The sequence below is a fragment of the Streptomyces sp. BBFR2 genome (assembly GCF_044497305.1).
Classification (GTDB): Bacteria; Actinomycetota; Actinomycetes; order Streptomycetales; family Streptomycetaceae; genus Streptomyces.
Genome location: NZ_CP172415.1, coordinates 5,839,187 through 5,863,499, shown reverse-complemented (window position 1 = coordinate 5,863,499; position 24,313 = coordinate 5,839,187). Strand labels below are relative to the sequence as shown.

Here is a 24,313-nt window from a genome sequence, read left to right as displayed (position 1 = left end):
CGGAACGCCCCGCGTCCCGCACGGCGGCGCCCCACACCCCCCAACACCCGACGAGTGAAGCGGAACTCACCATGACCGACGAGACGGCGAACTCCCGCAGCGCGAAAGAGGCCGGTGCCGCCGGAGCCACCGGCGACACGTCCACCGACGCGCCGCAGCCCCGGCCGGAGCGGAACGGACCGGCCGGCGCCACGCCCACCCCGTCCACGGACACCCCCACCACGTCGGCGGGCACCACGAAGACACCGGCCGGCGGGGCGGCCCTCCGCCCGGAGCGGGAGCAGCGGCCGGACGCCCCGGCGGACGCCGCCGACGCGCCCCCGGCCACCACCGGAGCCGCCACCGGCGCGACCGTGCTGCGGCCCGGCGCGCCCCTGCCCGGGACGGCTCAGGCGGAGGACACGGAGGGCGACGGACCGGGTGCGGACGGCGCCACGGACGGCTCCGGGGACGGCTCCGGCGCGGCGACCGCGGCCGACGGCGCGGCCGCGCCGGAGACCGAAGAGCCGGCCGCCACCACCGCCACCGAGGCGGCGGGCGCGGCCGACGGGAAGAAGGCGTCCGCCGGGCGGCGCGGCCTCGGCCTCTTCCGCCGCACCGACGCGGCGGCGGGCGCGGCGGCCGGTGCTGTGGGCGCGGGTGCCAGGGCGGAGAGCGGCGGCCGGGTCTCCCCCGGTGTGGTGGCGGGCGCGGCGCTGGCCGGTGTGGTGCTGCTGGGCGCGCCGTTCGCGATCTCCGCGCTGAGCAAGACCTTCGCCGCGTCCCCCACGAACGCCGCCGGTGATCTGACGCAGCCGCTGCCGGACGCCGGGAGCGACGGCGGCAAGGGCTTCGTGCCCGTCCCGGGCGGCGTCCGCAACGACGGCGGCACGGCCCCCCGGTCGGACGGCCGGGCGCCCGCCGGCGACGGCAACGCCCCCGGAAACGGCAGCACCGGCGACACCGGCTCCGGCCCGCACACCGACGGCGACACCGGCCATCGCACCGACCCCACCGCCGGCACCGCCGACCACGGCGACAAGGCCGGCGCGGACGACACGGGCTCCGACGCGCACGCCCGGACGCTGGCGACCCGTACCTTCACCGCGCTCGCCGGTCCGACCTGCGCGAACACCGCGAGCGCCGGGTACCACGAGATCGGCGCGTACGGCGACGGCAAGGAGGGGTGGCTGACGCGGACCGGCGGGTCGAGGGCCGGGGGCTGCGGGGGCGGCTCCCGGGCGATACCGATGTCCGGCGACGCGGACTCGCCGGACTCCGACGTGACCGCGTACTGGGCGTTCAATTCCGGGATGAAGTCGGCAAGTTGCCGCATCTCGGTCTACATCCCCCAGGGGGAGAGCCCGGTGGAGGTGGGCGGGGCCCCCGCGCGATACTCGGTGCACAAGGGCACCAAGTGGTACGGCGGGGACCTGGGCGGCTTCCACATCGACCAGCCCCGCAACAAGGGAAGCTGGGTACTCGGCACCACGGTCCATGTGGAGGGCGGCCGGTTCACCCTCCGGGTGAACAACGCCGGGCAGGACTGGGAGGGCGACACCTCGACGCTGGCGCACGTCGCCGCCGCCCAGGTGAAGGCCGAATGCCGCGCAGAGTGAGCACGTTCGGGCCCGGCGCTGTCACGGCGCCGGGTCCTGGAGGGAGTTAGCGGCGATGAGCCGTCAGGTGCTGGCCGTGGGGCCAGACGGGTCCGGGGAGTTCGCGACGCTCGCGGAGGCGGTGCAGGCGGCGCCGAGCGGCGCGCTGATCACCGTGGCCCCGGGCCGGTACGCCGAGGCGCTGGTCTTCACCCGCATCGTGACCGTCGTCGCGGCGGAGGGCCGCGGCACGGTACGGATCACGCCGCGCACCGGATCCGCCGTCACGGTGGCCGCCGAGGCGGTGAAGCTGACCGGCCTGGTGGTGCACGGCAGCGACCCGGAGCACCCCGCCGTGGACGTGGCCGACGGCCAACTGGAGCTGGACGGCTGCGAGGTCGCCGGCGCGGCGTGGGCCACCGTCCTCGCCCGCGACACCGGCACCCTCGCCATGCGCGACTGCGATGTGACCAACCCCAAGGGCGCCGGGATCGTCGTCACCAGCGAGGCCGAGAGCGTCATCGAGGACTGCCGGCTCGCCGACCTGGGCGCGTCCGGCATCGTCATCGGCGCCCACGGCGACCCGCTGGTGCGCCGCTGCACGGTCCGCGACGCGCGCGGCAACGGCCTGTACGTCAGCGGCCACGGTCAGGGCACCGTCGAGGACTGCGACTTCTCCGGGACGGCGCAGCCCGGCGTCGCGCTGGAGGACGACAGCTCCACCCGTATGGTGCGCTGCCGCATCCACCGGACGAAGGGCGTCGGCCTGCACCTGGCCAGCCGTAACCAGGTCCTGATCGAGGACTGCCGCGTCGAGGAGACCGGCAAGGAGGGGGTGACGGTCGCCGAGCACGCCGATCCGCTGGTGCGGCGGCTGCGGGTGACCCGGACCGCCGGGCAGGGCCTGCGGATGTACGACTCGGCGCGCGGCCGGTTCGAGGACTGCGCCGTCGAGGCGAGTGAGGACACCGGTCTGTGGGTGGGCGGCGCGGCCCGGCCGGTCCTCGTCGACCTGCGGGTGACGGACGTCCGGGGCACCGGCGTGGAGCTGACGCAGGACTGCGTACCGGAGCTGGACCGGCTGACGGTGACGGAGCCGCGGGGCATCGCGGTGCGGGTGGCCGAGGACGCCCGGCCGACGCTGCGGCGCACGGTGCTGACCGGCGGCGGAGCGCACGGACTGGAGGTGTGCGACACCAGCCAGGGCCGGTTCGAGGACCTGGAGATCACCGGCGTCCGGCGCACCGGCGTCCAGATCGGCGGCGAGTCCCGGGCCCGGCTGACCATGCTGGTCGTCCGGCAGAGCGGCGCGGCCGGGATAGCCGTGTCCGGCACCGCGTCGGCGCGGCTGCGGGACTGCGACGTGGCCGGGACCACCGGCGACGGACTGTCGGTCGGCGCGGGCGCCAACGTCGTGGCGACGCAGTCGCGCTTCCACGACGGGGAGCGCAACGGCATCCTCGTCGCGGCCGGCGGTTCGGGCACCTTCACCGGCTGCGAGGTCTTCGGCAACCGCGGCGACGGCGTCCTGACCCACACCGACGGGCAGTTCGCCCTGCGGTCCGTCTCCACCTGGGAGAACGGCGGCGCCGGGGTGCACCGCACGGTGGTCAGCGAGAACGCCCTGCTGGAGGAGGTCATGTCACGCGGCAACGGCATGGCCGACATCCACGGCGACACGGCGGCCACCGCCCCGGCGGCGGAGCGCGGCAGGCCCGCGGGCGGCGCCCCGGACGTCCCGGCCGCGGGCAGCGCCGCCTGGGAGGCGGCGACCGGCGCGACGGACAACGCCGCCGGGCCCGCCCGCGAGGACACCGCGCCGGCCCCGGAGAAGGACACCGAGGCCGCCAAGGACGCCAAGCCCAAGAAGAAGGCGCCCGCCTCCCCGCTGGAGGAGCTGGACCAACTGGTCGGGCTGGCGTCCGTCAAGCACGAGGTGACCACGCTGGTCAGCCTCAACCGCATGGCGCGGCGCCGTGAGGAGATGGGCATGACGGTGCCGCCGATGAGCCGGCACCTGGTCTTCGCCGGGCCGCCGGGCACCGGCAAGACCACCGTGGCCCGCCTCTACGGCACGATCCTCGCCGAGCTGGAGGTGCTGCGGTACGGGCATCTGGTGGAGGTGGCGCGCCAGGATCTGGTGGCGCAGGTCGTCGGCGGTACGGCGATCAAGACGACGGAGGCGTTCAACAAGGCGCTCGGCGGGGTGCTCTTCATCGACGAGGCGTACACCCTCACCGCCCAGGGCGGCTCCGGCGGCCCCGACTTCGGGCAGGAGGCGGTGGACACCCTCGTCAAACTGATGGAGGACCACCGCGACGACGTCGTCGTCATCGCCGCCGGGTACTCCTCGCAGATGCGCAGCTTCCTGTCGTCGAACCCGGGCATGGCCTCGCGGTTCAACCGCACCGTGGAGTTCCCCAACTACACGGTGGAGGAGCTGGTGACCATCGTCGAGAGCATCTGCGAACGGCACGAGTACGCCCTCGACCCGGCCGCCCGGACCGGTCTGGACAAGCTCTTCCGGCAGATGACGCGGGACGAGACGTTCGGCAACGGACGGGCCGCCCGCGGGGTGTTCGAGGAGATGGTGGACCGGCAGGCGTTCCGCCTGGCGAACGAGGTGAACGCCACCCCCGCCGACATGGTCCGGCTGCTGCCGCAGGACCTCGGCGAGGCCCCCGGCTCCGGTGTCGGCGCGGGCGCGGCCGGTGGCGACGAGGGCCAACTGGAGTCGCTGCTGGGCGAGCTGGAGCAGATGGTGGGGCTGGCGGAGGCCAAGCGGCAGGTCTCGGACCTGGTGCATCTGCTGGCCAACGCCAAGCAGCGGGAGGCGGCCGGGCTGCCGTCACCGTCGCTCAGCCGGCATCTGGTCTTCGTCGGCCCGCCCGGCACCGGCAAGACCACCGTGGCCCGCCTCTACGCCAAGCTGCTCAAGGCGCTGGGCGTGCTCGCCGGCGGCCAGGTGGTGGAGGTGGCGCGCGCCGATCTCGTCGGCCGGTACGTCGGCCACACCGCGCAGATGACCACCGAGGCGTTCAACAAGGCGCGCGGCGGAGTGCTCTTCATCGACGAGGCGTACACCCTCACCCCGTCCGAGCGGGGCGGCACCGACTTCGGGCAGGAGGCGGTGGACACCCTCGTCAAACTGATGGAGGACCACCGCGACGACGTCGTCGTCATCGCCGCCGGCTACGAGGCGGAGATGGGCTCGTTCCTCGCCTCCAACCCCGGTCTGACCTCGCGTTTCTCGCAGCGGGTGGAGTTCGGCAACTACGACGCCGACGAACTGGTGATCATCGTGAACCGGCAGGCCGAGGCGGGCGGCTACACCTGCGCCCCGGAGCTGGAGGCGCTGCTGCGCGCCCACTTCGCCACGGTCCCGCGGGACCGCAACTTCGGCAACGCCCGCTACGCCCGGAAGGTCTTCGAATCCCTGGTCACCCGCCAGGCGGGCCGCCTCAGCCGCCAGACCTCCCCCAGCCGCGAGGAGCTGCTGCAACTCGTCCCCGAGGACTTCCAGGAGACGTCGCTGACCTGACGGGCGGGGCGGGGCTGTGCCGCGGGGTGCCTGTGCCGCGGGGCTGTCCTGCGGGAGCCCGTGCGCAGGGCCGGCGGGGCGGCGGGGCGGCGGGGCGTTCCGGGTCGTGCGGGGCGTTCCGGGTCGTGCGGGGCCGGGCCGGCGGGGGCCGGGCCCGCGAGGTCCGGGGTCGGCGCGGTCCGGGGTCGGCGAGGTCCGGGTGCGCGGTGCCCCTGAACCGGCAGTGGCCCAGGACCGGCCGGTGGCCCCGAAAGCGTGGCGTACGTGGCCGGGGGGGTGGTCCGAGGCGCCAACGGTTGTCCGGGCCTGTGGCGTACGTGGCCGGTGGCGTACACCGCGGTGTGGGCGGCGGCCGCACCAGGGCGGGCATCGCTCCCGCGGGCCCGCCGTCGCCGGGCATCGCCGCGCGCGGCGCGCCGGTCGTCGGGGGCGGCGCGGGGCGCACGCCGCCCCCGCGACGGGCGTCGCGGGGGCGCGGACTCAGGCGTGCTGCGGTATCTCGTTCTTGAGCGCGGCCCGGATCTGCTCCCGCAGTTCGGGGCCGGGCGCGTGCCCGTGGACGGATACGGCGTGTTCACTCGCGGCGCGTACCACTTCCTCCTCCTCGCCGGAGATGGTGAGCGTGCACCGCGATTCGCTGGGGTAGTCCCGGCAGTCGATCACCTTGCGCATGACGTACCTCCTCACCCCTCCAGTGTCCGCCCCACCACCCACCGGGCGCCTGCGCGGCCGCACCGCCTCCCGGTCCCCGCTCAGTCCTCGCCCTCCTCCCGGGCACGGCGCCGGTGATCGACGATTCCCCAGCCGATCGCCCCGGCCAGCAGGGCGCCGCCGAGCGCCGTGGTGCCCAGACCGGTGCCCGCGGCACCGCCGAGACCGGTGTCGGAGCCGCCCTTGGGCAGCCGTCCGTGGTCGGCGGCGACGACCGTCAAAGTGCCGGTCAGCGTGGTCTTCCCCGACCCGTGCCCGCCACCGCCACCGCTCCCGCCTCCGGAGCCCGGTACGGCACCGTGGCCCGACCGCACGGGGGTCACCGTCCGGGCACCCGCCGCCGCACCCGCCGGACCGCCACCCGCCGGACCCGCGGCCGCCCCGGCACCGGCACCAGCACCAGCACCAGCACCAGCACCGGCCGAACCGTCCGCACCACCCCCGGACGCGCCGCCCGCCGCCCCGTCCCCGGGCAGCAGAGCACCGCCGGACGCACCCGGATCACCGGCCCCGGGCACCCCACCGTCACCCGGCACACCCGCACCGCCTTCACCAGGCACGGGCAACCCCTCCCCGGACAGCCCCGCACCGGACGAAGCGCCGCTGCCGGGGAACGTCCCCTCCGGCAGCCCCCCGTCCGCCGCCGGGGCATCCCCGTCCGCACCGCCGTCCACCCCGAGGTCCGCACCGCCCTCCGCACCGGGAGCGCTCTGCCGCGCCGGGCCGCCTTCCCCCGCCGAAGGCGACGGCACGCCACCGGAACCGTGTCCCTGTCCTTGCCCCGCCCCGGGCCGGTGGCCGCTCGCCCCGCCCTCCCGGCCGCCCCCCTCGTCCCCCGCCCCGCAGACGACGGTCACCTTGTACGTACCGGGTTCGGTGGACTCGGGGACCCGCCCGGTGCCGCCCACCTGGTCGCGCAGTGCCGAGAGTTTCAGTGCCGGGATGCCCGCGCCGTCGAAGGTCGCCTCGCCGGTCCTGCCGCGGCAGCCGCCGCCGTCGGAGACCGAGAACTCCTCGCCGGGGGCGACCGGATCGGGCTGGACGACCGCCCGGTGCGCCTCGCCCGCGGCGAGGACCGGCCCGGCGCCGGTCAGGGCCAGCGAGACGGCGAGGGCGCCGGTGGCCGGTGCGTGTCGCAGGACGTGCCGTAGAACCATGCACCGAGCAGACCCCGGCGGCCCGCCGCCCGCACCTCGATACCGGGCCCGCCGGCCCCGCCAGGGCCCCGCAGACCGTCATCCGCGCAGGTCACCGGCGGCGCTACGCCGACCGGGTGGCGGCTGGGCCGGACGGGTCCGGGCGGTCAGCGGCCGGACTCGTCCGGTGCGGTGAGCGGCCGCGCCAGCCACTCCCCGGGCACCGGCAGCGGCCGGAAACCGGCCTTCTCGTAGACGCCGTGCGCGTCCCGGGTGGCGAGGACGAGCCGCGGCAGCCCGCGCGCCGTGAGATCGGCGGCGACCGCCTCGACGAGGGCGGTGCCCAGACCCTTGCCGCGATGGCCCGGATCGACGTAGACGTCGCAGAGCCAGGCGAAGGTGGCGTGGTCGGTGACCACCCGCGCGTACGCCACCTGGCGGGCCGGATCCCGTACGTACAGGCCGAAGTTGAGGGAGCCGGCCATCGCGCGCTCGTGCCGCTCCCGGGAGCGGCCGGCCGCCCAGTAGGTGTCCTCGGACAGCCAGCGGTGCACCCGGGCGCGCTCCAGCCGCTCGGGGTCGGTGGACAGCTCGTAGCCGGTGGGCAGCGGTGTGGTCATGGCCGGAGCGTCGCAGACCGGCACGGCGTGCGTCGACCCCTTCCCGGCCCTCCCGGTACGGGGCTCAGGGCGCGGCCTCGTGCCAGGCGGCGGCCAGGCGGCGGACGCCCTCGGCGAGTTCGGCGGCGCCGGAGGCGGAGGCGAAGCCGAGGCGCAGATGGGCCGCGGGCGGCTCGGCGGGGAAGTACGGGCGGCCCCGGGCCACGGAGACCCCGGCGCGCAGCGCCGCACCGGCCAGCGCCTCCTCCGAGGTGCCGTCCGGCAGCCGCAGCCAGAGGTAGCAGCCGCCGCGGGGCGCCGTCAGCGCCGTACCGCCGTCCGCTGCCGCCGGGCCGGGCAGCCGGGTGTGCAGCGCGGCGAGGAGCGCGTCCCGCCGCGTCTCCAACTCCCGTGATATCAGCCGGAGATGACGCGGCCAGGACGGTGAACCCACCAGCTCCAGCGCGGTTTCCTGGAGCGGCCCCGGGACGAAGAAACTGTCGACGACCTGGATGGCGCGCAGCCGGTCGAGGACGGGCCCGCGGGCGGCGAGCGCCCCCACCCGCAGGCTCGGGGACGTCACCTTCGTCAGCGAGCCGACGTGCACGACGGTGCCGTGCTCGTCGTCGGCGATCAGCGTCGGCGGCAGCGCGGGCGCGGACGCGTGGGCCAGCCGGCGCGCGAAATCGTCCTCGATCACGAACGCACCGGCCGCCCGCGCCACCCGCAGCACCTCGCGCCGCCGCCCGTCCGCGAGCACCGCGCCCGTCGGGTTCTGGAACAGCGGCTGGCAGACGAAGAGCCGGGCGCCGCTGGCCCGGAACGCGTCGGCGAGCAGATCGGTACGGACCCCGTCCGCGTCGACCGGCACCGGTACGGGCCGCAGCCCGGACGCGCGGGCGACGGCCAGCACACCGGGGTAGGTCGGCGACTCGACGAGCACCGGCGCGCCGGGCGGGGCGAGCGCCCGCACCGCGGCGGTCAGGGCGCTCTGACCGCCCGCCGTGATCAGTACGTCGTTCGGGGCCAGCGTGCCGCCCGGTCCGCCGATCTCCCGCGCGAACCACGCCCGCAGCTCGTGCACCCCCTCCAGCGGCGGCCGCCGCCAGGCCCCCGGACGGCGGCCGGCCCGGGCCAGCGCGGCGGCCAGGGCACGTTCGGGCTGGAGGTCGGAGTGGAGGTAGCCGCCGCTCAGCTCGACGACGCCGGGCGCGGGCCCCGCGAGGGTGGCGAGCACCCCGGAGGCGTCGACACTGCGCGGCACCTGGTCGGCGGCGCCCTCCGCGCTCAGCGCGATCTCCTGCCAGGAGGTGTCGACCGGACGCGCGGCGCGGGCGGGCGGCGCGGCGCGGAAGACCCCCGCCCCGGGCCGGGTGACGACCAGCCCCTCGGCGGCCAGCTCGGCGAGCGCCCGGGAGACCGTCACCGGGCTGACCCGGAACCGCTCCCGCAGCGCCCGGCTCGACGGCAGTTTCTCCCCCGGTGAGTAGCGGTTGACCTCTTCCCGCAGGGCTGCGGCCAGTTCGGCGACGCTGCTACGCTCATGCATGAGAGCACACGATAGCGCTACCGCTTCGTCGGGGATAACGGTCGAGACCGCTCCGCCCGCCTCCAGCGCCCCACCGGAGTCGGCCCCGGAGCCCCGCACGGACCCCACCACCCGGGGAGAGGCCGCCGCCGACGCACCCGGCGCCCGCCCCGGTACGGCCGCGCCCACCGGCGTCGCGTCCGGCACCGCCACGCACGGCGCCCGGCCCGATGCCGCGCCCACCGGCACCGGGTCCGGCGCCGCTCCCTCCGCCCCCGACGCCCCTTCCGACCCCCGCCGCCGCGGGGTCCTCCTGGCCGTGCTCGGTGTCGCCGCCTTCTCGCTCACCTTTCCGGCGACCGCCTGGGCGCTGGAGGGGATGGGGCCGTGGACGGTGGTCATGCTGCGCAGCGTCCTGGCCGCCGCCGTCGCCGGTGGCTGCTTCGCGGCGCGCCGCACCCCGCTGCCCGCCCGGCGCCACTGGCCCGGTATCGCCGTCGTCGCCGGCGGCATCGTCCTCGGCTTCCCGCTGCTGACCACGCTCGCGCTGGAGACGACGACCACCTCGCACGCGGCGGTGGTCGTCGGTCTGCTGCCGCTGACCACCGCCGCGTTCGCCGCGCTGCGCACCGGGACGCGGCCGTCGCGGACGTTCTGGGCCGCGGCGCTGACCGGCGCGGTCGTGGTCATCGCGTTCGCCCTGCAGCAGAGCGGCGGCCGTCCGAGCGCCGGTGACCTCTACCTCTTCGGGGCGCTGCTGGTCTGCGCCGCGGGCTACGCCGAGGGCGGGCGGCTGGCCCGCTCGATGCCGGGGTGGGAGGTGATCGGCTGGGCGCTGGTCCTGGCGCTTCCGGTGACGGTGACGGGCTCGGCCCTCGCCCTGTCCGCCGAACCCCTGCACCCGACCCCGCACGCGGTGGCCGGGCTGCTGTGGCTGGCCGCCGGTTCGACCTTCGCCGGAATGGTCGTCTGGTACCGCGGGATGGCCGCCATCGGCGTCCCCCGCGCCAGCCAGATCCAACTGGCGCAGCCGCTGCTGACCCTGTTCTGGTCGGTCACCCTGCTCGGCGAACACCTCCCGCCCGCCGCCCCCCTGGCGGCACTCGCGGTACTCGCCTGCATCGTGGTCACCCAGCGCAGCCGAAGCTGAGCACCCCGGGGCGGACGACGTGACGAGCCGCCCCGAGGCCGAGGGCCGGGGCCGGAGGCAGCGGTCATCGGGGGCCGGGGCCCGGCGGCGCCCCAGCCCCTCCCGCGCAGGCGGACCGGCCACCCGACGCGCTACGGGAGGACCGCGCGCGGACCGCCGGAGGACGGCGCCAACTACGGAAGGCACCGGCCCCGCCGGAGAGGAGGGCCCGCACGCCGGACGGACGCACCACCGGCCCCCGCGCTACGGGAGGACGGCACGGCAACACGCGGGAAATGGCCCACGACCCACGACCCGCGACTCGGCCCCCGGCCCGCGACCCGCGACCCGCGACCCACGGAAAGCCGAGCCCACGGCCCTGCGGAAGGCCCCGCTCCCCGCCACGACCAGGCCCCCGGCCCCCACCCGCAGCGTCCGCCCCGCCCCCGCGCGCCGGATGCGCCGCACGCCCCCCGACGTAAACTGGCCGCAACGGCATGTACCGCCATCCGGGCCGTCCCGGCCCGTGATCCGTTGGCCAGGCCGCCCGGCCGAGCAGCCGTACGGCCTCCAGGCGGGAGGACCCCTGATGCATGCGACCAAGGGCGACCGGCTGCTGGTGCACGGCAGGACCGTCGGGCACGGCGACCACGTCGTCGAGATCATCGAAGTGCTGGGCGACCACGGCGATCCGCCGTTCCGCGTCCGCGACGAGGACGGGCACGAGGCGATCCTGTCGCCCGGCCCCGACGCCGTCGTCCGCCACGAACCGACCCCCCACCCCCGCTAGCCCGCACCGGCCCCGGGGCGCGCCCCACCGCCGCGCCCCGGACGGCACCACCGCGACGCGGGGCCGCCCCGGCCCCGCGTCGGCCTGTGCGGCGCCACCCCGCACCGGGCGACGCCGCACACGCACGCCGGGCACCGTGCCGTCACCGGCGCCAACCGGCATCAACCGGTATCACCGGCCTCCGTACCGCTGCACCGCTACCGGTAGTGGTCCGCGACCACCCGCGCCATCGCCCCCGACGGATCGGTGGCCACCTCCTTCGCGGAGAAGAAGATATGGCCGCCCACCTGCGGATACCTGCGCGCGAAGGTGAGGTGGCGGGAGAGTTCGGCCGGGTCCTGCCAGGGCACGGGCTGCGCCGGGTCGCCCGCCTTGTACAGCGCCTCCCCGAGGTAGAGGTCCACGCCGGTACCGGCCGCCGTCCGCGCCCACCACGGCACGATCCGCGCGTAGTCCGCCGCCTCGAAACCGAGAGGCCAGTACACCTGCGGGGCCAGGTAGTCGAGCAGTCCCCGCCGTACCCAGCGCCGGGTGTCGGCGTACAGGTCGTCGTAGGACTGCACCCCGGCGCGGGTGTCCGAGCCCGCCGGGTCGGTGGCGCGGTTGCGCCAGACCGCGAAGGGGCTGACCCCGAACCGCACCCGCCGCCCGGTCGCCCCGCGCACCGCCGCGACCCGCGCCGCCGTCTCCCGCACCAGCAGCTCGGTGTTGTGCCGCCGCCACGCCGCCCGGTCGGGGAAGCCCGCACCGTACGCGGCGTAGGAGGCGTCGTCGCCGAACGCCTCCCCCGCGACCGGATACGGATAGAAGTAGTCGTCGAAGTGGAGCCCGTCGACGCGGTAGCGGCGCACCGCGTCGAGGAACGCGTCCTGGACGAAACGCCGGACCTCCGGCAGCCCGGGGTCGTAGTAGAGCTTCCCGCCGTGGCGCACCACCCAGTGCGGGTGGCGGCGCGCCGGATGGGACGGGACCAGCCGCCCGGGGTCGTCGTGGAGGGCGACGCGGTACGGGTTGCACCAGGCGTGCAGCTCCAGCCCCCGGCGGTGCGCCTCATGGACCGCGCAGCCCAGCGGGTCCCAGCCGGGATCGCGGCCCTGGTGTCCGGTGAGGTACTCCGACCACGGTTCGTACGGGGACGGCCACAGCGCGTCGGCGGTGGGCCGCACCTGGAAGAAGACCGCGGTCAGACGGCGGTCCGCGGCGGCGTCGAGCAGGGTGAGGAGTTCGCGGCGCGCCTCGGCGGGCGGCAGCCCCGGGCGGGACGGCCAGTCGCGGCCCGCGACGGTCGCCAGCCACATCCCGCGCAGCGCGCGGTGCGGATGCCGCCGCCCGGCGGCCGGTTCCGGCGCCGGGCGCCCGCGCGGCGCCGCGGCGGCCGTCCCGGGCCCGCCGGTGCACCACGCGGCGGCCCCGAGCGCCGCGACAGCGAAGCCCCGGCGTGTGATCCGTCTCATCAAATACCCCCAACTTGTCCATTTTTGGTCGCATTCTTGGAGGTCAGAATGCCCGCCCCGGCGCCGGGAGCCCGGTACCCGTACGAGTAACTTGGGTGGCCGAGGCGGGTCCGGCACCCCTACGGAGCCCCGCCCGGTCCCGTAGATCAGCGAAAGGCACGAGGTGACGGACACTTTCACCGACATCGCACGCGTCGGCGTGGTCGGCTGCGGTCAGATGGGCGCCGGAATCGCCGAGGTGTGCGCACGCTCCGGGCTGGAGGTCATGGTCGCCGAGACCACCGGCGAAGCCCTGGAGCTGGGGCGCACCCGTCTGACCAACTCCCTCGGCAAGGCCGCCGACCGAGGCAAGATCACGCCCGCCGAACGGGACGCCGCGCTCGCCCGCCTGAGCTTCACGACGGACCTCGGGGAGTTCGCCGACCGCGATCTCGTCATAGAGGCGGTCGTGGAGAACGAGCAGGTCAAGACCGAGATCTTCCAGGTTCTCGACCAGGTCGTGACCCGCCCGGACGCGATCCTCGCGTCCAACACCTCCTCCATCCCGCTGGTGAAGCTGGCCGTCGCCACCTCCCGCCCCGACCAGGTCATCGGGATCCACTTCTTCAACCCGGCGCCGGTGCAGAAGCTCGTCGAGCTGATCCCCGCGCTGACCACCGGCGACGAGACGATCGCGCGCGCCGAGGCGCTGGTCCAGAACGTCCTGGGCAAGCACGCCATCCGCGCCCAGGACCGCTCAGGCTTCGTGGTGAACGCCCTGCTCATCCCGTACCTCCTCTCCGCGATCCGGATGTTCGAGTCGGGCATGGCCAGCCGCGAGGACATCGACAACGGCATGGAACTGGGCTGCGCCCACCCCATGGGCCCCCTAAAGCTCTCCGACCTCATCGGCCTCGACACCGTCGCCTCGGTGGCCGCCTCCATGTACGAGGAATACAAGGAGCCCCTCTACGCCGCTCCCCCGCTCCTCGCCCGCATGGTCGACGCGGGGCGGCTGGGGCGCAAGAGCGGGTCGGGGTTCTACGCGTACTGAGCAGGTCGGCGGCGCCGTCAACTGCCGTCGCACAAAGGCAGTTTCACCAGGAGGCAGTGCCATTCGCGGCACTGCCTCCTGATGCTTTCGCCACCTACGGAGGGCCCTCCTCCCACCAGTAGCGCAGCTAGCGCGGTCAGTATCGTTTCTCGGCCTCGCAAAACGCGGTCGGCCGACCAGAAACCTGTCTTGACCTGGCACTTTGATCCTTTCAGAGCTGTCAGGCCCTTGCCCGCCTGCACAGCGGAAAGTCCCTGAAGAGTCCCTGGGACAGAGCTGGAGCTCCCTGAAAAATCCCCAGGAGCGCCTGACTTCCGATCGGCCCCGACCAGGGCGTTTGCTTCGGATCATCTGATCGTTGGTTGATGTCTGCCGTTGGCTGACGCCCAATGGGCGAGGACCGAGCCGTTGTTCCCGGACCGGGCGCCGAAGCGGGGGGCGATGGCGCGTCGATGCCGTGATCGTTGATCACGGTTGGCGCGGTGGCGAACCGGCTCGCCAACCTGGCCGTGGCCGAGCGGACCGTCGTCCTCGACGCGGGCCGGATCGCCCGGGAGGGTACCTACGAGCAACTCACCGAGCCGGAAAGCCTGTTCCTGGATTTGCCGGCCGGCCAGATCGCCTCCGACACGGTGCGTGGCGAGGACGACCGGCACGAGGCGCCCGCATGAGCCACCCCGGGACGGCGGAATTCCGGCCCGTCGCGGCCCGCCCGTTGCCTCGCCCGCGACGGCGTCGCTGACGCTCCCTGTACCGGTGGCCCGGCCCACGGGCCGCCGGTACAGGACAGATTCCGCCCCCCTAATTGACCGCCAGCTCTCCGCTGCGACTGAAGAAATACTGACCAGTATCCATCGACAAGCACGGGCTTCGCGGTTTCTGATCTCTATTCAGCAGGAAGAAGATCCCTGGAGATGCCCCCATCAAGGCGTTTTGGAGCGATCCGAGTGGTGCGCTAAGTTCTCACGCAACCAGAGCCGCGCACATCGCGTCTTCCAAGTAACCTTGTATGCCCTGTTGATCGGAATCGGCCGGGTGCCGAACATCCGGCACGGGCACACACAATCCGAACAGCATGCTCCGTTTCGAAGAAAGGGAGAGTCGTTCCGTAATCGCACACCCGCACAGTGAACGGGGGATTGCTCATGAACGTCAGGTGCGGCAGGCCAAGGGTGAAGATCATCCTTGCGGTCGCCGTGATTTCGGCAGCAACAAGCGGGATGGTGGGCGTTATCGGAGCCGGAGAGGCTTCCGCGCAACCGCTTACGCGCACGTTCGCCTATACGTGCTCGGCCCAGATGATCGGCAATCAGCCGATGACGGTGAAGATTACCTCGGACATTCCGAAATCGGTCGCAGTAGGAGCGCCCAGCAGGACCATCGCCGTCAAGGCGGTGGCAAAGGTCGACGCGAGCTTCACGCAGTGGCTCGCCAAGGCCGGCATGAAGTCCATCGGGGGCACGGCGGACGCGAGGGCCCATGTGGCCGCGCCGCAGAATGACTTCGACCTCACGGTGCCCTTCCGGCTGAGCACGACCAACGCCCCCGCGTCCGGCCCCTTCAGCATCAACGCAACCGCCGGCGCGACCGCCCCCACCTTCCGCCATCCCGGCAAGGGCACGGTCACCGCAGGCGACCTCATGCTCCACCTCGCCGCGAGGAACGGCAATCTGTGGCTGACGGCCGACGCGCCGTGCACACTGAACACCGGCCAGAGTAATGTCGTGACGTCCTTCGACGTCACGAAGCCGGGCTCGGGCGCCTCCGCCACTCCGCACCCTTCGACCGGATCGGGGACCTCCGTAACTCCGCGGCCGACGACCGGATCGGCGGGCGCGCCGGTTCCCGGGCCGACGACCGGCTCTGTGGGTGCTGCCGCTCCCCGGCCGACGACCGGCTCGGTGGGCGCCGCCCCCGCAACCCACGGCGTGTCCACGCCCGGCGAGCCGAGCCCCGGCATGCCCGGCGTCCCGACGATGGCGGCCCCCACCCATGCGGCGCCGGGGTCGGCTGAGCCCCCACCCGCCGGCAAGACCTCGGCCGGCGGGCAGGACACCAGAGATCTCATCCTGCTGGCCGTGGGTGTGCTCGCGGCATGCGCCGCCGCCTTCGGCCTCGGTGCGCGGCGGAGGAACAACGGCCGTCCCAGCAGCGACGGCGGAGAAGAGCAGCGTCCTCCCGTCCCGCAGCGGGGCCTGCTCATCGAAGGCGTCAAGGACGGAAGCGCCCATGTCGGTCACCACAGGAGGGGCTTGGCTGCTGCCGTCCCTCCGCGTCGGGGGCACGGCGGCAGGGCCGCATCGCACGGCAGCGCGGATCGCTGGGTCGCAGAGGGCCAGAACCTGCTGATGGGGCGCCATGTTCCACACCAGGCCGGCCATCAGGGTGTCGGTGCGCGGGCCTGCGGTGGCGCCGATGTGAACAGCCAACTCCCGGGCCTGCTGGAGGGTGAAGACATCGGTGCCGTGACCGACGAGCAGTCCGGCACCGCATACGTTCGGCAGTCGTAGTGAAACGGCCACCGTCTGCGTGACGGAGGGTCGAGCAAGGCGGCAGGTAGGACAGCAGGTGCCGACCTGCCGGGCGGTGGGAACCACCACGGAAAGCTGACTGTTCACGCGAAGAGGGAGGTGCCTCGGGTGACGGAGATCGACACTCTGCTCGGCCAGGTCGTACCTGCAGTGGAAGCGGCAGTGGGCGCATACGGCGTCGGCGTGCTGACCAGGGCCGAGGACGAGGCGGCCGGAGCGACGGTACGGCTGGGACAGCGGCTGCTCGCCCGGATTCTGCACCGCGACACCGACACGGGGTCGGTCAAGGGCGCCGTCACCGACCTGGCGGGGAGGGGCGAGGACCCGAACGCGCAGGCCGCACTGCGCGAGCAGATCGGAAAGGCGCTGAGGGACAACCCGAAGTTCGCCGATGAATTGTCACGGATGCTGCCCAAGCCCCCGGACACACAGGTCCCCGGGGCGCGCAGCGTTTCCGTCACGGACAATGCCGGGATCATCTCCATGGGCGACAACTCGATGATCATCCAGTATCGGTGAACATCACGCCGGATCCGCAGGAGCCGGAGCCCGCCGGCCCTGCGGCTCACCCGCCGGACGGTCAAGCGCTGATCCAGATCGGGGTCAACTCGGGCATTGTCGCCCAGGGTGACGGCAATGTCATCGTGCAATTCCCTGCGGAGTTCCCCGCCGAGGAAGCACTCGCCAGTTTGGTCGAACGGCTCGTACCTGCGGTGCGCGCCGAGCAACAATCCGTTGGTGGCGAGCTGGCCGGCAATGCCGATGCACTCGCACTTGCTGTCCGTACGCGCCTAAAGCCTGAGGTGGAGCAACTACACCTGATGGACGGGGGGTTGCCTTTGCGCTGGCGGCTGGTGCTGGAGAAAGCGCCCGGCCACGAAGGCAACCCCGACGACCAGACCGAGGAGACACCTGCTCCCCCGGTGGATCTCGCGGACGTCCTTGAGCAGTCGGATTCCCGTTGGCTCGTGATACTGGGGCGGGAAGGCTCAGGGAAGACCGCCCTGGCACTGCGTTTCGCACTGGCCCGTCTGACCACACGCAAGGCGTCAGAGCCGGTGCCGGTGATCTTCAGTCTCGGGTCCTGGGATCCCGGCGTCCTATCGCTGCGGAAATGGTTGATCGGCCGACTGGAGCGGGACCACGCCTTTCTCGCCGAGAAAGGCCCCGGCGACATCACGCGGGCCGAGGCGCTGGTGAGTGAGGGCTACGTGCTGCCGATCCTGGACGGTTTCGACGAGATCGCCATCGGTTTGCGCGAAAAAGCGCTGAAGGAACTCAACAGCCTCCTCTTGCCGCGGATCGTGACCAGTCGCCGCGCCGAAATCGAAGCCGCCAGGGAAGAAACCCATGTTGTTCCCTACGTCGTCGCTGTCGAATTGACCGACGTCACCTCGGACGACGCCGTCAGTTATCTGCAGAAGACCACCGGTACCACTCTCCCCGACGATACGGACGCCTTCCCCGAGACCGAGACCGGGTGGGCCCCCGTTCTGCGTGAGTTGCGCAGCCGGCAGCACACACCGGCCGGCGCCAACCTCGCCGCCGTACTGACCACCCCCTTGATGGTCACGCTTGCCCGGTTCGTCTACAAATCCGGTCTCGACCCCGCGGACCTGCTGAACGTCGAGACATTCGGCACCCGGGAAGACCTTGAGAAGCACCTCTTGGACACCTTCATCCCCACCGCCTACGAGCGATTTCTCGACAAAGATTCGGCACGGCGCTGGGACTCCGAACGCGCCCGACACTGGCTCGGCTACCTCGCCGCACATCTGACGGAACTCAAAACGCCCGACATCGAATGGTGGCGGCTGGGGACCACCGTGCAGCTGCGCTGGCTCATGCTGCGGGTCGGGATCACGGTCGGAACAGTCTGCGGACTCGTGGCCGGGCTCGTCTACGGGGCCGAGGGCCTGCTCCTGTACGGGCCCTTGCACGGGCTCGTGGCAGTCGGCATCACCGGCCCGGCGAACGGGCTCGCGATGGGTCTCACCTTTGCTCTCATGCACGGGTTCGTCACGAGGATGAAGGTCGGCGGCCCTCAGTTCGAACCGTCGCTCATGGAGATCAGGCTTCACGGCTGGAAGAGGAACGGGACGGGGAAAAGACTGCGGGAGAGCCTCCGCCCCAGAGTCACGGGCGGGCTCGCCGGTGGTCTCCTGTTCGGAATCCTGTGGGCACTCGGAAGTGCGGCGGTGACGGCCTCCCTGCGTTATCCCGGCCCCCTGATCGCCCTGAATTCGGCGATGCTGCTCGCGGCAGGAATCGGCCTGGGGGGTGTGCTGGGACTCGTCGCCGCGCTCGGGGCCGGGTTCGAAACCGCCATCCCGCGGGAGAAAAGCACCCACCCGCCGGACCTGTTGAAAACGAACCGCGCCACCGTGCTCAAGCAGCTGCTCACCGTCGGGCTGGTGATCGGGATCGGGTGGGGCACCCTGTTCGGATCCGCGTCGGACAGCGCCCTGGCCGGTGTCGGGGCCGGGCTGGTGGCCGGATCCATGATCGCGCTCGGGGTCGGCACCATGACCGCCTGGGGGCGGTGGGTGGTGCTGGCCCAGATCTGGCTGCCCCGGTCGGGATGGTTGCCGAAGGACCTGGACGCGTTCCTGCAGGACGCCTGGGAGCGCAATATCCTGCGCAAGGTCGGAGCGGTCTACCAGTTCCGCCACGCGCAGCTCCGGGAGCACCTGGCCGCGACCGTCGGCGCCCCGCCCGAGCGCATCCTCCACCGCATCGGCAACCTGGACCGCCTGTTCGACGCCGCCGACGCCGATGGCGACGGCTACGTCAGCGAGGACGACTACCTGCAGATCGCCGGTCGCTGCCGCGCCGCCTACGGACTCGACGCGGACTCCGACGAGGCGAAGGCTCTGGAGCGCTTCTACCGGGAGTACTGGGCCGGTCTGCGGCGCCATGCGAAGGCCGACGGCAGGCTGTCCCGCGAACAGCACCGCACCGCTGCCGGCATGATCGCCACGGACCCAGATCTGTACAAGTCCGTCGCGGCCTTCGGAGCGGCGATGTTCAAGGTCATCGATGTGAACCGCGACGGCTCCATCGGTGAGCAGACGCTGAGGCGGTACCTCGAAATATGGGACCTCGCCGGAGACGTCTCACGTGTGCTGGGCCGGCTGGACGGCGACGGCGACGGCCGCATCAGCGAGGCCGATCTGATCCGCGCGATCGATGCGTACGTCCGCTCCCCCCGCCTGGGGGGAGCAGGCAGTGTGTTCTTCGGCGTCGCGTAGCCCCCGCCCGGAGGCGCGTCGGGCGGCAGCTCCGTGCCTCTCGGCTACCCGGGCGTCGTGTAGCGGCGCGTCAGACGGCGCAGCAGGTCAACGGAGACTGCGAAGGCATGAGGGGGGAGCAACACAGACGGCAGAAATTCCCGGCGAGGGCGAGGTGACCGGCACTTCACCGTGCACGAACCGCCCTGAACACGGAGGACGCCCTCGAAGCCACCCGCACCGAGAGCGGAAATGGCGCCCCCTCCGAGCGGGGTGGTAGCCCCAAGGCGTTGCCGCCTCCGCCAGGATTAACGGACGAGGAAGAGAAATGCTCAAATTTGCGGGCACTCATGCCGCGTCACTGGCCACGCCACTTGGTGTGGGATTCCTGCTTGGCCTGGCAGGGCCTATCGCTGGCAATTGGGACAGTCCCGTCGACATGGTCGCGGATGCCATTTTCTCCGGCGGATGGTCATGGGCCTGTTACGCGTTCCTGATAGGTTATTTCCGCCGGTCAAAAATCGAATCAGTTCTCCTTGCCCCCTTCGGGCTGGCCATCGGAGTGGTCACTTACTACCTGTTGAAGGACTCGGTCCTTGCCACTCCGGACGGATCACAATTCGGCACCTCGGACGCGGGATCCAAAATTGGGGTGTGGGGAGTGCTGGCGTTTACCTTCGGGATACCCCTTGGGTTCCTGGGAAACCTCGCGCGAGCGCCGGGCATCGGCGGCCTTTTCTTCCGGCTGCTCATCCCGCTCGCGGCCTTTTATGAGACCTCAAATCGCCTGGCTGGCGAGTCGCGTGGGCGAGAAGCGGTCGTCATGAACACCTGGAATACCGTTCGGTTCCTCGCAGTTGCCGTCGCGCTCGCTCTGGTAGGTCACACGATCTGGAGTTGGTGGCGCGCTCGACGTACTCGTTCCCCGGGGTCCGGGCCTCGATCCACCACGTGAGTTCCGGAGTGCCGGGCGTTTCTCCGGGCTGCGGGGAGCAGCACCGGACGGGGAGCCGTCCGGTGCGAGGCAGGCAGTGGTGGCGAGGGTGGGTGTCGGAGCGGTTCCGGCTTCTCGCCGTACTCATTGATCCGCGCCCGCGCACGGTTGACGCCCCGCCCCCGGAAGACGAACCGCCGCCCCATCCCCCGCCCCACACACCCCACCCACCTCCCCCACCTCCCCGCTTCCTCACTCTCCGTCACTTCACACGGGGTGTGCGCCACTGACCCACAGAAGTGCGGCGCACACGCTCCCGCCTTCGGCTTCGCGGCAGTTGACTGGTTCCCGTACCCAGGACGACGGATGTCGCGACAGCGGAAAAGAGGAACGGAAAGTGACCGCCCACCCTGAACGCAAGCTGGTAGCCACCGATGTGGCGGAGTTGAGGCGGTGTCTGGATGTGCGCAGCGCCCGTGTGGACGGCGAACTGGCGCTGCTCGCCCAGCGGAACGCGCAGTACGAGCGGGACGCGGACGAGCTGAACGCCCGCATCGCCCAGTTGGAGCAGGGGCGCTGGCCGCTGCCTTCGGTGGCCGCGCTCGCCTCCGTGGCGGCGGTGGTGGTGAGCGTCTGGCAGGTGCTGGCCCGGTGACCGGTCCCGGCGCCGCCGCCCGGAGGTGGCGGCGCCGAACCTCGACCGGCCACAGCCGGTCTCTCATGCCTCAGCGAGCCTCAGCCGCGACTCGCCCAGGCCCGGCCCCTTTTCCCTCAACGTGCCTCATCCGAGGCGGAGTTGATGGAGCATCAGTAGTGCGGCGGCCATGTTCGCCGCCGGTACCTCGCCCCTGGCCACCATGTCGGGCACCAGCTTCAGCGGCACCCACTCCCGGCGGTCGGACTCGAAGCCGTCCTCCGGCGGGCCCGTGTAGGTGCCCTCGTCGGACCAGTAGATGTGGTGCCGGGCATCGGTCAGGCCGTTGGACGGCTCCACCGACATCAGATGGGTGAGCGGGCCGGGCCTCCACCCGGTCTCCTCCTCCATCTCCCGGGCGGCGGCCGCCGCGATGTCCTCGCCGTCCTCGACGACGCCCGCGGCCAGTTCCCAGCCCCAGGAGTCGGTGATGAAGCGGTGCCGCCAGAGCAGCAGCACCTCATTGGCCTCGTTGACCACCGTGGCCACGGCCACCGGCCGCATCCTGATGAGGTAGTGGTCGAGGTGCCGGCCGTCGGGGATCCGCACATCGGCGAGATTCACCCGGAACCAGCGGTTCTCGTACACGGTCTCTTCCGCGAGATTGTCCCAGCGCACTGTCTGCCACCTTCCGCGTAGTCCGGCAAGGTGACACGGGCCCGGTGCGGGATCGCCCTACAGCGGTATGCGCAGCACCTCGTCGATGAGATCGGCCGCCGCGTCGGTCGCGGAGCTACCGGTCTCAGCCAGATGTTCGCGCACCGCCCGGAGCCGGTCGCGTAAGCGCTGGGACTCCACGCCCCTGGCCCGTTCGGTCATCTGCGCCGCGTTCGCCGCCGCCCGGTCCGCGTCGCCCTGGCGCAGCTCGATGTGGGTGAGCATCGCCAGCCGGTGGACCCGGCCCCGGTCGTGCGCGGGAGTGTCCACGGCGGCGTCCGCCTGCTCCCGTGCGGCCCGCAGGTCACCGAGGCTCAGCAACGCCTCCGCGACCTGCACATTCACCAGACCCGGCTGGACGTAACCGGTCTCGGCCGGCTCCAGGCCCGGCCGGATGCGCTCCGCCGCCGCCTCCGCCCGCCGGATGCAGGTGAGCGCGCCCGCACCGTCGCCGAGCCGGGCGTAGGACTTGGCCTGCATCGCGTAGAGATCGGCGGCGAGCGCCGGGGTGATCTGCGGGCCCGCGGTCCGCAGCGCCGCCTCCGCGAACGCCACCGCCTGGCGGTACTCCCGCACGAACAGCGACTGGTTGACCAGCAACGCGATGATGTACGCGCCGAGCCCCCGGTCGCCGCTCGCCTTGGCGAGGCGTAACGCCTGGTGGAAGTAGCGCTGCGCGAGGCCCAGGGCGTCGGAGTCGTAGGCGCAGATGCCCGCGACGGCGACCAGACCGCCGGTCGCGCGGTGGAGCTGACGGCCCGTCGCGTCGCTGTAGCTGCCGCGCAGCAGCGGCGCGGCCTCGGTGTTGAGAAACCCCACGATCCGCGCCCGCGTCGCCACCCCGCCGGCCTTGCGGTACAGATGCTCGTAGTGGGTACGGGCCGCACGCAGCATCTCGATGTCGTCCATGCCGACCCGCGCCTGCCCGTCCCGCGAGACGTCGGAGTCCTCGGGCGGGTTCTCCCACTCCCATACGGGCATGACCGCGGACGTCCCGGTGAGGGCGGGGGCGTCGACGACGTGGGCGCGCTGCTGTTCGTCGGAGCGCCACAGGGCGGTGGCCCGGTCGACGAAACCGGACAGCGGGGTGGTGGCGGAGTGACGGGCGCCCGGACGGCCGAGACCGATGTCGTCGAGGCCGATCTGGCGGTGCAGCCGCGCCGTGAGGATGTCGCAGATCAGGTCGGGTACCTGGCCGCGCGGGCGCTGGCCCTTGAGCCAGCGGGCGACGGCGGTGTGTTCGTAACGCAGCGCCAGACCGCGGTGGCGGCCGAGTTGGTTGATGCGTGCCGCGAGACCGGCGTGCGAGATGCCCGCCTCGTCGAGGATCGCGTCGAGCAGGGTGTTGGGCTCCATATGAACCGGCCTCCCGGTACGCCGGGCCCGCCCACGGGCCGCTGGCTCCTACCTCGTCGCCGTACAGGCTCCGTACGTCAACGGTAGTGAACCGCGCTTCACACGGGGTGTGAAGACGCCTCGTCAGCAGCCGTGCGCGGGACGGCTCTCGGGGACGCGGGCCGGGTCGGGCACCGCGGTCACCGGGGCCGGGAGCCGGCGGGCGGGCGGCTGGGTACGCGGGCGTGGCTCCGCGCCGGGGGCCGGAGGGCGGCCCGGCCCAGCCGGCGCCGGGCCGTCCGGGCGCGGCGGCGCGGCGCTCAGCATCACCAGCGCCACATCGTCGGTGAGCCGGCCCCGGGCGTGCCGCAGCAGAGCGTCGTGCACCCCGCCGACCACCGCGTCCGCCCGCGCCCCGGAGAACTGCCGCACCGTCTCGACCAGCGGGAAGAACCCGCCGTCCACGCCCCGCGCGTCGTGCGCGCCGTCGGTGTGGAGCAGCAGCCCGTGACCGGGCGTCAGCCGCCCGCACGCCACCGTCTCCAGCGCGCACGGCAGCGGGAACAGACCCAGCGGCGGCAACGGCTCACCGCAGGCCGCGGGCTCCACCACCCCGGGCGCGACGCGGTACGGCCACGGGTGCCCGCAGTTGAGCGCCCGGACCGACCCGTCCGGCGCGATCTCCAGCAGCAGGACGGTCACGAACTCCTCGGCGTCCGGGGCGAACGGACCGGGCGCCACCGCCGGGTCGCGGCCCGCCAGATGACGGGCGTGGGCGCGCTCCAACCGCCGCAGCACACCGTCCAGTTCGGGCTCGTCATGGGCGGCCTCGCGGAAGCAGCCGAGCATCGCGGCGACCGTCGCGAGGGCCGCCAGACCGTGGCCGCGCACATCGCCGATCACCGCCCGGACGCCGTGCCGGGTGGCCACCACGTCGTAGAGGTCGCCGCCCATGGAGGCGCCCTCGTCGGCGGAGAGGTGGACGGCGGCGGGGATCACGGTGCCGATGCGCGGCGGCAGCGGGGGCAGCAGCGCCCGCTGTGCGGTGGCCGCCACCTCCCGGGCGCGCTCCAGCTCCCGCAGCAGCCGCAGCCGCCGCCCGGCCATCAGATAGCTGGCGCCCACCACCGCCAGGATCGCGGCGCAGTTGACGGCGCGGGCGGGCAGTCCGGGGCCGATCGGCGGGGCGCCGTCGAACGGGACGAGCGCGAGGAGGGCGCAGGCGCCGCCCATCACCACGCAGAGCCGGCGGCCGGTGGCGGCGCAGGCGATGGCCGGGGCGGCGGCGAGCAGTTGGAGCAGTTGTCCGCTGCTGGGCCAGGACAGCTCCCAGGCCAGCACCGCGAACACCCACAGGCCGGGCAGGGCGAGGACGAAGGTCCACCGGACGCGTGTGGCATCCGCGCGCGCTCCGTCATTCACCCGACTACGGAT

The 24,313-nt window shown here is 73.1% G+C and carries 19 protein-coding genes; 11 read left to right on the top strand and 8 right to left on the bottom strand.

Annotated elements, in window-relative coordinates:
- Positions 1-71 precede the first annotated feature (71 nt).
- Both ACGH2B_RS23950 and ACGH2B_RS23945 read left to right on the top strand, forming a co-directional pair.
- A complete protein-coding gene (locus ACGH2B_RS23950; protein ID WP_399093570.1) occupies positions 72-1,598 on the top strand; it encodes a hypothetical protein in 1,527 nt (508 codons plus the stop codon).
- 55 nt (positions 1,599-1,653) lie between these two features.
- Positions 1,654-5,118, top strand: a complete 3,465-nt coding sequence (locus ACGH2B_RS23945; protein ID WP_399093567.1) for a right-handed parallel beta-helix repeat-containing protein — start codon at positions 1,654-1,656, stop codon at positions 5,116-5,118.
- A gap of 480 nt (positions 5,119-5,598) precedes the next feature.
- On the opposite strand, the gene ACGH2B_RS23940 is transcribed toward ACGH2B_RS23945, so the two are convergent.
- The 4 genes from ACGH2B_RS23940 to ACGH2B_RS23925 form a co-directional block, all read right to left on the bottom strand.
- A complete protein-coding gene (locus ACGH2B_RS23940) occupies positions 5,599-5,790 on the bottom strand; it encodes a DUF1059 domain-containing protein (RefSeq protein ID WP_399093564.1) in 192 nt (63 codons plus the stop codon).
- An 80-nt stretch (positions 5,791-5,870) separates the two neighbouring features.
- Positions 5,871-6,986 (bottom strand): hypothetical protein, encoded by a 1,116-nt coding sequence (locus ACGH2B_RS23935; protein WP_399093561.1) that lies wholly within the window; start codon positions 6,984-6,986, stop codon positions 5,871-5,873.
- 146 nt (positions 6,987-7,132) lie between these two features.
- A complete protein-coding gene (locus ACGH2B_RS23930; RefSeq protein ID WP_399093558.1) occupies positions 7,133-7,585 on the bottom strand; it encodes a GNAT family N-acetyltransferase in 453 nt (150 codons plus the stop codon).
- A 64-nt stretch (positions 7,586-7,649) separates the two neighbouring features.
- On the bottom strand, positions 7,650-9,113 hold the full coding sequence (locus ACGH2B_RS23925; protein ID WP_399093555.1) for a PLP-dependent aminotransferase family protein: 1,464 nt from the start codon (positions 9,111-9,113) through the stop codon (positions 7,650-7,652).
- Here ACGH2B_RS23925 and ACGH2B_RS23920 point away from each other — a divergent pair.
- Together ACGH2B_RS23920 and ACGH2B_RS23915 are read left to right on the top strand one after the other, a co-directional pair.
- Positions 9,112-10,242 carry an EamA family transporter gene (locus ACGH2B_RS23920; protein WP_399093552.1) on the top strand — a complete coding sequence of 377 codons (1,131 nt, stop codon included), beginning with the start codon at positions 9,112-9,114 and terminating at the stop codon, positions 10,240-10,242. The genes ACGH2B_RS23925 and ACGH2B_RS23920 overlap by 2 nt on opposite strands.
- 568 nt (positions 10,243-10,810) lie before the next feature.
- Positions 10,811-11,011 carry a DUF1918 domain-containing protein gene (locus tag ACGH2B_RS23915; protein WP_399093549.1) on the top strand — a complete coding sequence of 67 codons (201 nt, stop codon included), beginning with the start codon at positions 10,811-10,813 and terminating at the stop codon, positions 11,009-11,011.
- 197 nt (positions 11,012-11,208) lie between these two features.
- On the opposite strand, the gene ACGH2B_RS23910 is transcribed toward ACGH2B_RS23915, so the two are convergent.
- The gene (locus tag ACGH2B_RS23910) at positions 11,209-12,465 is read right to left on the bottom strand and encodes a glycoside hydrolase family 10 protein (RefSeq protein ID WP_399093546.1); all 1,257 of its coding nucleotides are present in this window, start codon (positions 12,463-12,465) and stop codon (positions 11,209-11,211) included.
- Between the two features lie 163 nt (positions 12,466-12,628).
- On the opposite strand from ACGH2B_RS23910, the gene ACGH2B_RS23905 reads away from it, so the two are divergent.
- From ACGH2B_RS23905 to ACGH2B_RS23875, 7 genes are all read left to right on the top strand, one after another.
- Positions 12,629-13,498, top strand: a complete 870-nt coding sequence (locus ACGH2B_RS23905; protein WP_399093543.1) for a 3-hydroxybutyryl-CoA dehydrogenase — start codon at positions 12,629-12,631, stop codon at positions 13,496-13,498.
- 482 nt (positions 13,499-13,980) lie between these two features.
- A complete protein-coding gene (locus ACGH2B_RS23900) occupies positions 13,981-14,169 on the top strand; it encodes a hypothetical protein (RefSeq protein ID WP_399093540.1) in 189 nt (62 codons plus the stop codon).
- Positions 14,170-14,670: 501 nt separating this feature from the next.
- A complete protein-coding gene (locus ACGH2B_RS23895; RefSeq protein WP_399093537.1) occupies positions 14,671-16,008 on the top strand; it encodes a DUF6801 domain-containing protein in 1,338 nt (445 codons plus the stop codon).
- Positions 16,009-16,137: 129 nt separating this feature from the next.
- Complete coding sequence (locus tag ACGH2B_RS23890; protein ID WP_399093534.1) at positions 16,138-16,548, top strand: hypothetical protein; 411 nt, start codon at positions 16,138-16,140, stop codon at positions 16,546-16,548.
- Entirely contained in the window at positions 16,545-19,280 is a 2,736-nt protein-coding gene (locus ACGH2B_RS23885) for an EF-hand domain-containing protein (protein ID WP_399093531.1), read from the top strand. The genes ACGH2B_RS23890 and ACGH2B_RS23885 overlap by 4 nt, the downstream gene beginning before the upstream one ends.
- A 307-nt stretch (positions 19,281-19,587) precedes the next feature.
- Entirely contained in the window at positions 19,588-20,214 is a 627-nt protein-coding gene (locus tag ACGH2B_RS23880) for a hypothetical protein (protein ID WP_399093528.1), read from the top strand.
- Between the two features lie 376 nt (positions 20,215-20,590).
- Positions 20,591-20,848: a hypothetical protein gene (locus ACGH2B_RS23875; RefSeq protein ID WP_399093525.1), complete on the top strand. Its 258-nt coding sequence runs from the start codon at positions 20,591-20,593 to the stop codon at positions 20,846-20,848.
- 126 nt (positions 20,849-20,974) lie between these two features.
- On the opposite strand, the gene ACGH2B_RS23870 is transcribed toward ACGH2B_RS23875, so the two are convergent.
- From ACGH2B_RS23870 to ACGH2B_RS23860, 3 genes are all read right to left on the bottom strand, one after another.
- A complete protein-coding gene (locus tag ACGH2B_RS23870; RefSeq protein ID WP_399093522.1) occupies positions 20,975-21,505 on the bottom strand; it encodes an NUDIX domain-containing protein in 531 nt (176 codons plus the stop codon).
- 57 nt (positions 21,506-21,562) lie between these two features.
- On the bottom strand, positions 21,563-22,900 hold the full coding sequence (locus tag ACGH2B_RS23865) for a transcriptional regulator (RefSeq protein WP_399093519.1): 1,338 nt from the start codon (positions 22,898-22,900) through the stop codon (positions 21,563-21,565).
- 123 nt (positions 22,901-23,023) lie between these two features.
- A complete protein-coding gene (locus ACGH2B_RS23860) occupies positions 23,024-24,301 on the bottom strand; it encodes a PP2C family protein-serine/threonine phosphatase (protein ID WP_399093516.1) in 1,278 nt (425 codons plus the stop codon).
- Positions 24,302-24,313: the final 12 nt, after the last annotated feature.

Coding starts and splice junctions, on each gene's coding strand:
- ACGH2B_RS23940 (WP_399093564.1), bottom strand. CDS start 5,790: ATGCGCAAGGTGATCGACTGCCGGGACTACCCCAGCGAATCGCGGTGC.
- ACGH2B_RS23945 (WP_399093567.1), top strand. CDS start 1,654: ATGAGCCGTCAGGTGCTGGCCGTGGGGCCAGACGGGTCCGGGGAGTTC.
- ACGH2B_RS23935 (WP_399093561.1), bottom strand. CDS start 6,986: ATGGTTCTACGGCACGTCCTGCGACACGCACCGGCCACCGGCGCCCTC.
- ACGH2B_RS23880 (WP_399093528.1), top strand. CDS start 19,588: ATGCTCAAATTTGCGGGCACTCATGCCGCGTCACTGGCCACGCCACTT.
- ACGH2B_RS23930 (WP_399093558.1), bottom strand. CDS start 7,585: ATGACCACACCGCTGCCCACCGGCTACGAGCTGTCCACCGACCCCGAG.
- ACGH2B_RS23910 (WP_399093546.1), bottom strand. CDS start 12,465: ATGAGACGGATCACACGCCGGGGCTTCGCTGTCGCGGCGCTCGGGGCC.
- ACGH2B_RS23925 (WP_399093555.1), bottom strand. CDS start 9,113: ATGCATGAGCGTAGCAGCGTCGCCGAACTGGCCGCAGCCCTGCGGGAA.
- ACGH2B_RS23915 (WP_399093549.1), top strand. CDS start 10,811: ATGCATGCGACCAAGGGCGACCGGCTGCTGGTGCACGGCAGGACCGTC.
- ACGH2B_RS23950 (WP_399093570.1), top strand. CDS start 72: ATGACCGACGAGACGGCGAACTCCCGCAGCGCGAAAGAGGCCGGTGCC.
- ACGH2B_RS23920 (WP_399093552.1), top strand. CDS start 9,112: ATGAGAGCACACGATAGCGCTACCGCTTCGTCGGGGATAACGGTCGAG.
- ACGH2B_RS23865 (WP_399093519.1), bottom strand. CDS start 22,900: ATGGAGCCCAACACCCTGCTCGACGCGATCCTCGACGAGGCGGGCATC.